The sequence below is a fragment of the Vibrio sp. YT-19(2023) genome, from assembly GCF_033337395.1.
Genome location: NZ_JAWOQN010000014.1, coordinates 1 through 13,921, shown reverse-complemented (window position 1 = coordinate 13,921; position 13,921 = coordinate 1). Strand labels below are relative to the sequence as shown.

Sequence of the window (13,921 nt, the reverse complement as noted above, 5' to 3'; positions counted from 1 at the left end):
TGGAAATTAAAATAGCGATAATTTGACGTTAAATCGCCTAAACGTGGATGTCTAGCAAGCTGCCAATGATTTCATTGTTTTTCTCTATGACAGACGCGCCAACTCGGTTATAACCAGCGGCTTGTGCTAGGTTGATGAGAGATTCAACTTTTTGAGAGGGAAGGCTAGGTGTTGAGGCTGTTATTGCGACATCCGCAACCGCAGCTAAATCGATGTTGTGATCAGAAAGCTCTTCTTTAACCTTACTTACATTATTGCTAATGCCATGTGCAGCTTTCTCGGCTATTTGTTGTGACATCTGAACGATGTGGTGTCCAGATTGAATTCCCGATACAGGCACATCACTACTCCCAACATTATGATAGTGAGAGCATAGGTGGAGTTTATAAAACGTTCAAGTGTTTTATATCAATGACTTGATTAGGCAAACAGTTTGGCAAGCATTTCTCTTTCTTCACCAGATAGAACCGGTTTTTGCGCTTTATTTAGTTTCACGCTGATCTCACCTTGTAATGACTTTAACTGACTTGCCGTTAAATCACTGAGCTTTTGTTTAAGTTCATTAAATTGTTGTGCGTTCATCTCAATACCTTCGTCGTGATTCGGTTTATCCGTCGTTGCCCGAAATTCTTCATCCTTTGGATACAACATATTTATTCAACCAAAATAGATTAGAATTTGATCGATTGCTTTTTGTCCGAATATTGTCAAGGTGTGTTAAGTGATACGTCAGATTTTTCCTAAGAAGGTACATAATTACCCACTTTGGGGTAGGTGGAAACGTAAAAAGAAAAAAAGGGAAGCGGTATAGCGCTTCCCTCTTACATATGGTTTGAATGTTACTAACTTACTCTGACGGCAAACTTGCTAGCAAGTGAATGAAGCTCTGGGAGCATGCGATAGATAAGATGAAGTTGCTGCAATACCATGCGGGCAGAGCTGTCGTCTTCATCGCGCCATTCGTTTAAGCGTTGCTCGAGTCCAGCATCATCAATATTAGATAGGTCACACTCCTCACAATGCTGGTGAAGCTGTTTATGAAGTACATCCAGATGCTGATGAATACAACGGTGAGCATCTAAAACGAGTTTATGAATTGACTCATCTTCGATGCGAGTTCTGTGCGCGCCTAATGCAGAAATATAGTTCAACATTGCGTGATTTAACGTTAGGAAGCGAAAACTTTCATCAACAGCTGCGCGATATTTGCCAGGCTCCGCCAGCATCGTACTAATCGCAGAAGAGAGTGAGGCATCATTATTGTGGGCCTGGCGGCGAGCGATACGGTAGCTCAAATTGTCTTTCTTGCCGATTCTATACTGACCAATGATCTGATCGAGATACTGCTTGTTCGCCTCTATCGCATCCGACATAACTTTGTGAAGCCTTCTCGACTGCCAGTCGGGCAAAATAACTAATACAGCTCCTACTGCAAGCACACACCCGATGAGGGTATCTGCTAGTCGAGGAAGGACAACTGCGTAACCTTCACCTAGTTGATTAAATAAGAAGAGGACGAGCAGTGTAATAAAACCAGTCGCGTACCCATAGTTGTTCATCCGGAAGGCGAAAAACATCACTCCAGAGATAACGATAAATACTAACTGGCTTTCTTGAGAAGGGAAAAAAGTCAGCAATGGTACACCAATCAACAAACCAGCTAATGTACCTATTACTCGCGCCGTCAATTTTTGGCGAGTGGCACTGTAGTTCGGTTGGCATACGAATAAAGTGGTTAAGAGTATCCAGTAACCTCGGTCGATGTTGAATATTTGAATGATTCCATAGCCAATCGTTAAGGCAATTGACATACGTAATGCATGCCGAAACAGCATCGAATCTTTGTGTAAATTTGCTGATATACGCTGCCACATCGCCTTTAGCGTGTGTGGGTTGGTATCGGCGAGGGTATCTTCTTCGAGGCCTTCAACATCTGGGTTGTTAATGTTATTAAGTTGTTTTTCTACCGTCGCTAAGTTATTGAATAAATATGTTAACTGCATCAGCAGACGTTTCCAGTGCCCTTGCTTTTGTTCTTCTAGATAAGCAAGAGAGTTTTGTACTTCAGCTAATGCCAGAATAGATTGATCGGTATGGGAGTATTCATTTCCTAGCTGAATGGCTAGTGCAATATCACGACACGCTTGGGCTTGAGACTCCAAAAGATATTTAAAACGAAACAGCACATCAGAACGTTCAAATTCGGTCGCTAAATCCTGATAGCGATAATGGCTAGAACTGACGCGTTCGTGAATGTCTTGAGCGATGAAATAAATATTTAAAAATCGGTCACTAGGCCCATCAATGTGACCCCGTTTCGATCGGTTAAGTAATGTGGTTTTACAAGCGTTTAGTGCCGTAACCGTGGCAGCATTGCATTTTGCAGCTTCAATCCGTAGCGGTTGTGGCGTCAAGTTGGTCACAGGGTGAAAAAGCTTGGCTTTCGCATCAAGATAATTCGCCATTTGGAAGAACACATTGGCTAAGCTTTGTTGCACCGGTTGAAGAGGCCAAAATATCTGCCAAATCATGGACATGAAGTAATACCATGCGGCACCAGTCAAAAGCAGTAGTGGCTGAAACCAAATGTTGGTGCTTTCATGTGCGCCAAGCATAGTATAAATAGCGATCAGCAACGAACCAAAAGCAATACTCGCGTACTTAGGACCTATCGCTCCAAGAATGATGAAGCCGAAGGTTGAGATAAATAATCCCAACGCAAAAGCCCAAGGGGTATCGAACAAGATTTCAATTGAAAAAGCAGCAAGCGCAAAACAGAGAAAGGTGAGAATCAGAGCCTTGATGCGTCCAGTGAAACTGTCATCACTTTCAGCCAAAGCAGCAGCAATAACGCCTAATATTAATGGCGTTATCAGCGTGTTTTGCTCGAAGTACCAAGTTGGGATAACCACACCCAGTAAGGTAATAAGGATAAGAACGCTGTAATTTATCGTCTTGTTTGCCCAATATAGCCGAAATTTAGAAGTTGCTTGCACAATGCGCCTTATGTTTCCGATGAAGAACAGGGGGAATACTACCAGACCCACTATAGCGCGTTTATGATTTACTTTAAGAAAAATTCGTGGTTGCTGATAAAATCAGCAGGGATGTCATTGACTTATATTAAAACTGCCAGGTCATGTATTGAGGATTGTAAAGCCAGCTTCAAATAACCTCAGCTTTAGGTTATTAAATCGACAGTAATGTGAATTTTATTAAAGAATAGAAGAAGAAGCTTACTTAGGTGCTCGCCGTTGCTACAATTTAGCGCCTTAAAATGATATAAATCGACAACTTCTAAACTAAAAGGCGCACGTTTCATGCAGCTTACTGCCACTAGCAAAGCACAGTTTTTTATTCAAAATGAGTACCATCACGTCGAAATAAAAGAGAACAGTGTTTTATTAAGCTCGATAGGCAGTGAAGAACATATTCCTTTTACGATCTGGAATGGCAAAGTTAGCGTAAAGCGTGGGTTATTATGGAGCTCTTTACAGTTTTTTGCTCATGAACACGAAGGCAAACAACAAAGCTGGCTAGTCCAAGGTTTACCGTGGCCGCAATGCCGAAAGTTTGCGCTTGAGGCCGTTCGTCAATATCAAGAGTGGCACAACACTCAGTGCCGAAAACTGGCTGAGTATCTACCTAAGTGGGAAGAAGAGCTTTACAAACTAAAGCACTTGCCTGCTTACTTATCGCATTCTCAAGTGGTCTCCTGGGTTGAAAGCCTTAACCAAGAGTTAAGCGAGATGAAAACCACCCTAGAAGAAGCCAAAATGCGAATGCCGAATCGTATGTCGCAAATAGAGCCTTGGCTCATTGATACCTCTGAGGCGCTTGGTGAGCGTAATCGCGATTGGCTAGAAGCAGAACGTCCAAATTGGGAAGTGCTGTTTAATCAAATTGAATCCTCTCCTTTGAATTTATCCCAGCAATATGCGGTATTGCTCAACGACGACCACAACTTAGTTCTTGCTGGGGCCGGCTCGGGCAAAACCAGCGTTTTAACCGCACGAGTTGCCTATTTGTTGCAAAGCCATCAAGCTCAAGCAGAAGAGCTTCTCATGTTAGCGTTCGGTCGTGATGCGGCGACTGAAATGAAAGAACGCTTAGTAGATAAAGTGGGCATGGCGGCAGACGGTGTGCGCGTCAACACATTCCATCAGTTGGGCTTGTATATTCTTAAACAAGTCGAACAGCAACCTGTCGAAATTAGTCCTTTAGCGTTGGACGAAAATCAACGAACAGCATGGTGTGTAGACTGGTTGAAAAAACATTGGATGACACCCACCAACTTTAAACGTTGGCAAAAACATTTAGACAAATGGCCGATTGCGTACCTAAAAGGGGATGATGAGTTAGGAAGCCATTCAGAAAATCCAAAACTGATCGCTTGGCTAGATTCGCAGCTGTCTCATTTAGCGGCGGTGGGCTTGACCAAAAAGCAAGTACAAGAAAAGCTCGTAAACCACCAAGACTATACGCGTTTAAATAGTGAACTCGCCTTATGCTGGCCATGTTTTACAGCGTGGCAGAAAATGCTTAAAGAAAGCAACCAAGTGGATTTCCCAACCATGATCAGTCGTGCGACAGATTATGTGAATAAAGGGAAGTTTGTCTCGCCATGGCGCTTTATTATGGTCGATGAGTATCAAGATATCTCTCCAGATCGTCTGGCATTGATTGAAGCACTGTGTGAATCCACTCAGAAACAAGCAGGTGCCACGTTATTTGCTGTTGGCGACGATTGGCAAGCGATCTATCAGTTTGCAGGAGCGGATGTCGATCTTATCACTGGTTTTAAAGAACGCTTTGCTCACTCAACCGTTCATCACTTAGATACAACTTATCGTTTCAACAATCAGATTGGTGATGTAGCGAATACATTCGTGCAGCAAAACCCATCGCAGTTGCCGAAAACACTAAACAGCCACAAACAACGCAAGCAGAAGAGCGTACATACCGCGCCGAGCAATCAAGTGGAAAAGATCTTGGACCACTTGAATCAACAAGCCAAGCAAACCAAGTCAGTTTTATTGCTAGGACGTAACCATTATCATAAGCCCGATTTGTTCGACGATTGGTTGCGACGTTTCCCTAATCTCGATATTCGCTTTATGACTTGCCATGCGAGTAAAGGACGCGAAGCTGACTTTGTGATTATTCTTTCTGTGGATGAGGGGCAATTCCCCGCTAAGAAGAAGCAAATTCACATTGATGGTGCGTTGACGGAGTCCAAAGACAAATTCCCTTACGCAGAAGAGCGCAGGCTATTTTACGTGGCGATTACACGTGCGAAAGAGAAGGTTTGGATTACGCATACTGGTGCGGGATCTGCATTCGTTCAAGAGCTCGTTAATGGTGACTATCCCATCGTGACTTCCCGTTAAATGCAACGTTTAGAATGTTAAAAACAGCAAGGGCGATACTTGGTATCGCCCTTGCTTTATTCGGTTGGCATCAAAGCTTACATGCGCTCAGCAAGATAGGCTTCGTAATCCGGCACTTCGATGTCTACTTCTTGCTCAAGAAGAGGGGAGTTAAACAGAAACTTAGCGGTGGCTCGGTTCGTTGCTACAGGAATATTCCAAACACTAGCAATACGAAGAAGCGCTTTAACATCTGGGTCGTGAGGTACGGCATTCAGTGGATCCCAAAAGAAAACGAGAACGTCGATTTTGCCTTCTGAAATGAGAGCGCCTAGTTGTTGATCACCGCCCATCGGACCACTGATCATGCTCTTGATCGCAAGTCCAGTTTCTTTACTCAGCATGTGTCCTGTCGTGCCAGTTGCGTAAAGGAAGTGACTCTGTAGCTTTTCTTTGTTTTCTTTTACCCAGCGAAGTAGCTCAGGTTTGCAGTTGTCGTGAGCAATCAAAGCCACATGTTTATGGGTTGGCATGGTACGAATGGTTTTTTGCATCAAGATGTTTCCGTTTGTATGATTTTAAAATTGTTGTGACTCAATAGAACACGTTTTTGGTCTTTCAATCAACAGCCTTAACACGGAATGTCGGCCTATATTCTGACGGAGATAACGATTCTTCGATCGTGTCGTCATGAAGCGTCTTCGGAGTCAGTGGTTTGATGGTTGGTGAGACATGTTTGTCATAAGCTTCACCTCTTAAGTAATGCGTTGCTTGCATCACGGAAAGCCGACCTTGCTGCACCATTTTATCTGTTGGTGCGAAGAGTACTTTGTTACGTAACAGGCCTCGATATACACCATGACTTAAGTACACAGAAACTAAACCGATCTCCTCAGCTTTGCCGGCACTGCGCAGCTCACTGATGGCCGCTTCAATCGCCACTGCACTGCCAACAATGTAATCTATATTTCCCATATCGATCACACGTTGAACTAGGTTACGTTGTAACTCCTTGTCGTTGTCTGCCCAAAATGAGTCAACAATGTTGATATCACTTCCTTGTATCGCTTCATAAAATCCGGCAGTAACGGGTTTCGTACCACCACGAGTTCGCGGCCCCAAAAGTAAGGCAATGTTGGTTTTTCCTGACCCCTTTGGATGGCGAGCTGCCAAATATTGACCCGCTTCGTATCCCATCCAATGCCAGTCAACACCGACAGTCCCTTTTAGCAACTCACTTTGTTCTTCATCCAAGTCGAGTTGGTTCACAGTAGCAAAAACGGGAGTATTCCCCACCCAATTTTTAAGTGAATGCTCGTAAGCCTGTGGGTCCACGGTCCCAAGGATAACCGCATCTGCTCCGCATTGGTTACACAGTGCGAGTTGTTGTTCTTGACGGGTTTTGTTTGGGTAGCCGCCCGCTTCAAGGACTCGTAGCTCGACACCTTCTCTTTTCGCTTCGGACACCATTCCATAGTTTACTGACAACCAGTATGAATCCTTTAGGTGAGGGTATATTGCACATATTTTCTCTGCGGCAACCGCTGGCAAAGAAGCAACTAGGGTTAAAGTGGCTGCAGAATGTTTGAAAAATGTGCGAAATGCGTGTTGATTTTTAACCATGAAATGAAGTTCGTTGGCATAGATTAAGTAAACACTGCAAAATATAACGTAATATGTCGCTGAACACGAACATTAAGGTCATGAAAATATGCTGCTAGCAACTGCAAGCATCGGTCGTAAACTTTTGTTGTCTTTCATTGCGATGGCAATACTGGTCATGTTATCGGCACTTATTGGTGTGTCTGGATTTTCTTTGGTTGCCAAAACCGAAAGAAATGTCGTGGATTCTGCGATTCCCGCCATGATTGAGGCGAGGCAAGTCTCTGAGTTGAGTACTCGTATTATTTCGTCTGTACAAATGTTGTCGAACGCAAGAAACGAGCAGGAAAGAAAGGAGTCAGGGCGAGTGCTGTTCGAACAGCTCGAGTCTTTACTCACTCACATCAAGGAGCTCGGGAGCGAGTCGTTCGATTCTCAATTGTTAGAAGCTTTAGAGAATAACGTTCAGAATGTTATCGACAATTTGGCAGAACTCGGTGTTTCGGTTGAAAAAAAGCTGTGGCTTGCAAAAGAGATAGATACTCGTGTTGAAGAAATGCGTCTGCTCAGTGAAGAGCTAGAACAACTAACTCGTACGCAAGTTCAGAATACAAGCACCATTGCTGTTGCTAACGTCACGCATATTTATGACTTATTAGAATCGAATAAAAAATCGCAAGTTTATCAGGCGCTAGATGCACTGGTGGAGGTCGATCTTGATCTGACTGAGCGATTGCATGAACTGCACTTGTTGGCCTTTAAAATGTTGAATCAGATTGAAGAGGCTCGGACATTAACGAATATTGAGCGAATTCAACAGGTTCAAAGTGATTTCGATAGCAACCTCAAAATCATGCAACGCCGTGTACTCGCTGTGGAAGATCCTACGCGCTCTAAGCAAATGAGCCAACTGCTCATAGAGCTTGGTAAGCGTCAGGTCGTATTTTCTATACTGATGCAGCAATACGAGAATAACGAACAGTCACAACAGCTGATGCAAAAGACATTAGAGTTGTTCTCAGAGCTTAATGGCACGGTCAACAAATTGGTTGATGATTCAAACAAAACCACTACCGTCGCTGTAGACCAATTGACCAGCACATTGAAATTCGCTCAGTGGTCTCTAACCGTTATTTCAATTGTTGGTTTGATTGTATTGGTGCTGATTTTATGGCGTGTGGTGTACCTTTCTGTTGTGAAGCGGTTAGCGGAATATTCCGCTGCGTTGCTGTCTGTGGCACAGGGTAACTTAGCGGTTGAGTTGGAAGTGAAAGGCAAAGATGAGTTGGCGCATATGGGGCAGGCCATCATCACGGCTCGTAATACCGCGCAAGCACTAAAAGTGGTAGCAGAGGGTGAAGCTCAAGCCAAGCGAGAGCTTGAGGAGCATAAAGAGCATTTAGAAGAGCTTGTTGAGCAACGCACTTCGCAGTTAAAACAAGCCAACCGCCGTTTGAATGAAGAGGTTTTGAATCACGCTAAAGCTCGCAAGCAAGCAGAGCAAGCGAGCCGAGCAAAATCGGCATTCTTGGCGACGATGAGCCATGAGATAAGAACGCCAATGAACGGAGTGTTGGGGACAGCACGCTTGCTGATTGACTCAGGCCTCAACCCAATTCAAAAGCGTTATGCGGAAATCATTAATCGTAGTGGTAAAACGTTGCTTGCGATCCTTAATGATGTGCTGGATTACTCCAAGATTGAAGCGGGGCATTTAGAAATTCGTCACATGGGCTTCGATTTACACCAAATGGTGGAGGACACTTTCCAGTTAATGAACAGTCGAGCACAAGAGAAGAAGCTGCTGTTCTCCTACCATATTGAAAGTGATGTTAGTCGCTACTGGAAAGGGGATGTCACCAGAATCAGTCAGGTGCTGAACAATCTTGTTGGTAACGCGATTAAGTTCACTGACGAAGGAGAAATTGATATCTACGTTAGCCTGAACCCTGAGGACGAGTCGCAAGTCCTGTTTGAAGTATCAGACACTGGAATAGGAATTGCCAAAAAATACCAGAGAACGTTGTTTGATGCCTTCACGCAAGCTGAAGGTGGGATGAGCCAAACTGGAGGCACGGGGCTTGGACTTGCTATCAGTAAGCGAATCATTGAAGCGATGGGCGGTGTTTTAGAAGTCGATTCCGAAGAGGGAAATGGTAGCCGATTCTGGTTCTCTATTCCGTTAGAGGAAAGCGAACCTGTTGAAACAGGAACCGTGGCAACCGCACGTTGCAAAGTGAAAGCAAAGGTCTTGCTGGTAGAAGATAATGAAGTCAACCGAGTGGTCGCGGAAGGTTTTCTAGAAAGCATGGGGCATCAAGTCGTGATGGCAGAAAACGGCTCACAAGCAGAGCAACTGATCAGCACACAAGATTTTGATATCGCTTTGGTCGACATCAACCTCCCTGATTGTGATGGAACTGAGTTGATCCAACGCTTAAAGCGGATTGAGTGTGATAAGCCGGCCAATAAAGCGCTTGCCGTCACGCCAATGATTGCAGTGTCTGCGCACGTTTTTGCGGAAGAAGTTGAGCGCTATCTAGCCGCTGGTTTTGACGGATACTTGCCTAAGCCATTGGCAAAAGAGGCACTCGCGGCATTGATTCAGGATGCGCTAGACGGAAAGCCGTTGTTGTTGCCACAAAATGCCGACTGTACCCCGTTTGATCAAATTTCGCCTCAAGAACAAGAGCTACAATCAAAGGTCGTTCAAGCACCTAAAACAAAGGAACCCGATGTGGTTATCATTAATCCGAGCGTGATTGAGTCCGATATGAAAATCTTGGGCAGAGATAAGATGTTGCACATTATTAATCTGTTTAGAGCCACCAGCACCGATGTATTAAGCAAGCTGCAAGCGTCTGCTGAGGACAATGATAGTAAAGAAGTAAAGAACCTTGCCCATAAATTAAAGGGCAGTGCAGGAAGTTTAGGACTAACTGCGCTAATGAACGCTTGCCAAGCAATTGAAGCCGCGCCTCAACCTCTAGATACCTATAATGCGACTAAAGATGATTTAGTTTCTCAAGTGTCTGCATCAATTCAAGCTCTGGATGAGTTAATGGCGAAGTAATCCATCGAGCATTGAAAATAAAAAAACCTCCGGCTTTCCGGAGGTTTTTTCTATTCGGTCATGTCATCTTCCCACTCGAATCGAGTGTCTAGGGCATAAGGGTCATCATCAAAAGGATGTTCCACTTTGCCACGTAAGTATTCGAGTTGATGCTCAAGCATATTGACCGTTTCGTAGTCTCCCTCAGAACAAGCAACGTAAATCTGTTGTTCAAGAGCGGCAATGTTATCTCGGATACCCATGAGAACCCCCTTAAATCATCATCGATTCTCAAAACGATTATAGTCAAGTAATCCAAATTCGATCGGTTGTTTTGTACGGTACCAATTGTGTAAACGATCGCTAAATGACCAGAATTTTTCTGAGCTTCTACGAATCGCAAAATTATCCAATAACTTAACGTAATCGGACTCGTTTTGGATGGCACTAAATTGATCGACAAAATCTTTTACTTGGTTTTCGTTGATCGAGAAAAATGCCGCAGGGTAGCTTCCCACAACGCCGCGTACAATGGTCATATCATCGTTAGCAAAGTCACGGTTACTTTCTTCATCAAACAAGCTAGAGATGTTTGTGTGTGCATTGTTGTGAAGTAAGGTGAACAGTTCATCTTCCCCTGATTGACTTCTCACCATAAGCATAGTGATTTGCGGAACGGTTTTTAGGCCTTCACCACGAACTTGGTCAATACGTTTTAGTTGCTTTTCACTACTCGCAGAAAGAGCCGTGTTTTGAATTTCGTAGCGAGGCAGAAGCACATCTGAGACATGTTCTCTCAACAACTCCACCAACTCCGTTTTTGGATCGTCACTCTTATACTGAACGCTGGTTGGTTGGTTAAACGGCTTCACATTTCGTTGTAAAAAGTCACTCAACTGTGGGCTTTGATCTTTATACCAGCTAGATTGAAGTTCATGGCGCATATCGGCGGGTAACAACGAGATAAAGTTACTTTCGCCTTCTAGACGCAAGAAGTCCATAAACATTCGTGTCATGAGCTGGTGGCCGAAGTTACCGTAAACGTCAAACCCAGCAACAAGCAGATAGTGGATACGCTCTAGGAGCGCGTAGTCAAGAATCCACACTGTTTTAGGCTGGTCACCAACTAACCCTTGAACAACAGAAGCACTATCAAAATGGCGGAATATCGTTAATGCCGCATTATGGTTGGTGCCATTACCATCCCAAATTACATCGGTGGATAGGTTTTCACCTTCTTTAAACCAGTTATTAGTGAACTCAGATTTAGCCTCTAGGTAGCGAGCTTGTTGACGCGCGTATTTGACCCAGTTGGTAACAGGTAGCGTGTTACTTTCTTGTTCTGCCGGTAGTTTTAGATTATCAGCCTGAGATCGGTAAAACTCATTTACTTCTGGGATGTCTGCTTTATCTGGATCAAGGAAAAACACCCAAAAGCGATCATTGATAACATTCAATGCCAGTTGTCCACGACAAACTGGGCCTTTGATGTATGCCATTATTGTATTTTGCGCATTATCTAGCATGAACTTAAAGCGCGATTTCACTGGAAGGTCGATGAATGATGTCATCGGGTTTGCAGCAACTTCTGGTTCATAACTCGGTAGCTGGCTAACCGTGTAATCAGCATTAATAAACCAAGTTTTCCAGTTCTCGATGCGTTGCTTGTTTAACGCGAATGGCATGTGAGTTTTATCTACTATGGTCCCTTGCTCTGGAATAATTCGATAAAACACACGTTCAACCCCTGGATCATCGTACGGGCGACGCGTTGAAATACGTTTGACGGGCTGTCCTGGTGGTGTAGCAGAGCGGACGAGCGTGAAGAATCGGGGATCTTCATCGAGTTCCGAAAAGTAGAGATGAGATAAAAATAAATGCTCATATATATACCTAGCCATCAGCTGATTTTTCAAATCAGAGTGGTTAAGTAATGCTTCGTACTTATCTATTTGCGCTTGCTCTTTCTCACTAACAGGTCGGTGAACGTTCATTATTGCGCCGTTTTCCAACCAAGTCATGAGTGTGTGGTATTCACTGTTTGATAGATTTGGCATACCAAAAGGCATGCCCCAGGTTGGGTTATCCTTTTCGTATTGCTCGTATTCTTCAATCGTTGGACAGGTTTGTTCTCGGTCTATCGAAAAGTCAAAGCCTTCTAACTGGACTTGGTCAGGCAATGGGTGGCGCTCTTTTTGCTGTAGCAAACGTGCGATAAGGCCTGCGTCAATGTTGGCTGCCATGCTTTGATCACGTTCGTTGAGAACCGGATGAAAACCCGCATCGCGCCACTCTTGGGTTGTTTCGGCATCTTCGAATAAGCGTGTTGGTGCTGCGGCTGTGAGTCTTGTTCCTTCATATACCAGTGCTTTACTCGCACCACGGTCAATGCCCTCAACAGAAGAGAGCTTAAGCTGACATGGTGCATCGTAGCACGCGTGGCAGACGACACAGCGGTTATCCATAATGGGTTTAACTTCGCTTTGGAAGAAGTTTGCTTGAGGGGTTTCCACGTCAACTGTGCGTTCACGCACGAGCTGTGGACCAAACAGTTGGTCATAGTTAAGACCAGCATAGGTTGCACAGCCGGCAAACAAAGTAGCAATGCAAAGTGTAAAAATTAAGCGCAAATTCATTGAGTTATTTTACGTGATTAGAATTTGCATTAATTAAAGCAAAATAAGCGGTCAATTACCAAACGTTGGGTCAATTAGCGTTAATTTTTCTATTGATTGTCTGAGCGCTTGAAAATGTAACCCTGGCGGTGGACTGTCTGAATTCTGTCTGTCGGAACGCCTTCGTGAACTAGACGCTTTCTCATTCTGCTCATGTGCATATCGAGTGCCCGATCATGTTCAGTAAATTCACGTTTTAGTACTGTTTCGTAAAGAAAAGGCTTACTAAGTACTTGATCTTGATGGTGAGTGAGAGTTTGTAGCAGCTTAAATTGAATGCTTGTTAACTGAACAGATTTCTTGTTTGGCAAGTAATTGAGTACCACAGAGTGAGTGCGCTTATCTAGTAATAGCTCCTCATCATTATGGTGAACGCCGTTGTGTTGGCATTGGGAAGTTTTTCCATTTGAAACCTTGGAGTCAAGCACACGGACACCTTAATTATTAATAGTAGTAAAACGTATTATCATTAATATTTATATAAAAGCAATCAGGTACTTTTAATTCGTATTGTGAGGTGCGTAGATAATTTAAATGTTTGGAACTTGAGGAGACAACGACGTAAGCAAGAGGATGTAGAAGGGGAGAATCTTGTCATAAAGGGAGTCAAAGTTCGAAAAAATAAAGAAAATTTCCACATGGGAGCTAGCTTATTTTTTGTTTCTCTACTATACATTTTGATGCAAGAAGCATTTTCTAATACACACAGGGGTTTATATGACAGTGAAATATGGCGTTAAACGTCGGTTAGCCATTCTTGCTGCTGCTTTTATTGGCGCTACGAGTAATAGTATAGCGGCAGAAAAACCGAATATCCTCGTCATTTGGGGCGATGATATTGGTCAGTCCAATCTCAGTGCTTATACGTTTGGTTTGATGGGGTACAAAACACCAAATATAGACAGTATCGCCAAAGAAGGCATGATGTTCACTGACTATTACGGTGAGCAATCTTGTACAGCTGGCCGATCGACGTTTATAACTGGGCAGTCTGTCTTGAGGACTGGGTTAAGTAAGGTAGGCTTGCCAGGTGCTGATTTAGGCCTGAAGGAAGAAGATGCAACGATAGCGGAGATGGGCTTTGTTGCTTAAATCGATGGAACTAAATCAAGAAGCTACGATCTGATCGGCTACACCCATTAATCGTCGTAGCCTCATGCCTAAACCTCGTTACAAAACAACTAACTGGACGCAGTACAACAAAGCCTTAATAAACCGTGGTT

At 43.8% G+C, this 13,921-nt stretch carries 10 protein-coding genes and 1 pseudogene; 3 read left to right on the top strand and 8 right to left on the bottom strand.

The window, feature by feature from the left end; translation table 11 throughout:
* Window positions 1-37: 37 nt before the first annotated feature.
* The 3 genes from R7E78_RS12200 to yccS all read right to left on the bottom strand — a co-directional run bounded on the left by R7E78_RS12200 (window position 38) and on the right by yccS (window position 2,996).
* Window positions 38-340, bottom strand: coding sequence for a hypothetical protein (locus tag R7E78_RS12200; protein ID WP_171342898.1), 303 nt, complete (start codon window positions 338-340; stop codon window positions 38-40).
* An 80-nt stretch (window positions 341-420) separates the two neighbouring features.
* Window positions 421-651: a hypothetical protein gene (locus tag R7E78_RS12195; protein WP_005376575.1), complete on the bottom strand. Its 231-nt coding sequence runs from the start codon at window positions 649-651 to the stop codon at window positions 421-423.
* A gap of 191 nt (window positions 652-842) precedes the next feature.
* Window positions 843-2,996: a YccS family putative transporter gene (gene yccS, locus R7E78_RS12190; RefSeq protein ID WP_005376573.1), complete on the bottom strand. Its 2,154-nt coding sequence runs from the start codon at window positions 2,994-2,996 to the stop codon at window positions 843-845.
* 324 nt (window positions 2,997-3,320) lie between these two features.
* On the opposite strand from yccS, the gene helD reads away from it, so the two are divergent.
* Window positions 3,321-5,390, top strand: a complete 2,070-nt coding sequence (gene helD, locus R7E78_RS12185) for a DNA helicase IV (protein ID WP_005376572.1) — start codon at window positions 3,321-3,323, stop codon at window positions 5,388-5,390.
* Window positions 5,391-5,467: 77 nt separating this feature from the next.
* Here helD and R7E78_RS12180 read toward each other — a convergent pair whose 3' ends face one another.
* On the bottom strand, window positions 5,468-5,923 hold the full coding sequence (locus tag R7E78_RS12180) for a methylglyoxal synthase (protein WP_318057910.1): 456 nt from the start codon (window positions 5,921-5,923) through the stop codon (window positions 5,468-5,470).
* A 64-nt stretch (window positions 5,924-5,987) separates the two neighbouring features.
* Window positions 5,988-7,037, bottom strand: coding sequence for a TMAO reductase system periplasmic protein TorT (gene torT, locus R7E78_RS12175; protein WP_318057933.1), 1,050 nt, complete (start codon window positions 7,035-7,037; stop codon window positions 5,988-5,990).
* 43 nt (window positions 7,038-7,080) lie between these two features.
* On the opposite strand from torT, the gene torS reads away from it, so the two are divergent.
* Window positions 7,081-10,044: a TMAO reductase system sensor histidine kinase/response regulator TorS gene (torS, locus tag R7E78_RS12170; RefSeq protein WP_171344668.1), complete on the top strand. Its 2,964-nt coding sequence runs from the start codon at window positions 7,081-7,083 to the stop codon at window positions 10,042-10,044.
* 50 nt (window positions 10,045-10,094) lie between these two features.
* Here the strand turns inward: torS and R7E78_RS12165 are convergent, their stop codons facing one another.
* From R7E78_RS12165 to R7E78_RS12155, 3 genes are all read right to left on the bottom strand, one after another.
* Window positions 10,095-10,286, bottom strand: coding sequence for a hypothetical protein (locus R7E78_RS12165; RefSeq protein ID WP_005376565.1), 192 nt, complete (start codon window positions 10,284-10,286; stop codon window positions 10,095-10,097).
* A gap of 18 nt (window positions 10,287-10,304) precedes the next feature.
* A complete protein-coding gene (locus tag R7E78_RS12160) occupies window positions 10,305-12,659 on the bottom strand; it encodes a fatty acid cis/trans isomerase (protein ID WP_318057909.1) in 2,355 nt (784 codons plus the stop codon).
* A gap of 89 nt (window positions 12,660-12,748) precedes the next feature.
* Window positions 12,749-13,126, bottom strand: a complete 378-nt coding sequence (locus tag R7E78_RS12155; RefSeq protein ID WP_237306325.1) for a winged helix-turn-helix domain-containing protein — start codon at window positions 13,124-13,126, stop codon at window positions 12,749-12,751.
* Window positions 13,127-13,415: 289 nt separating this feature from the next.
* Here R7E78_RS12155 and R7E78_RS12150 point away from each other — a divergent pair.
* Window positions 13,416-13,775 (top strand): annotated as a pseudogene (locus tag R7E78_RS12150) (sulfatase-like hydrolase/transferase); the annotation flags it as partial.
* Between the last annotated feature and the right edge of the window lie 146 nt (window positions 13,776-13,921).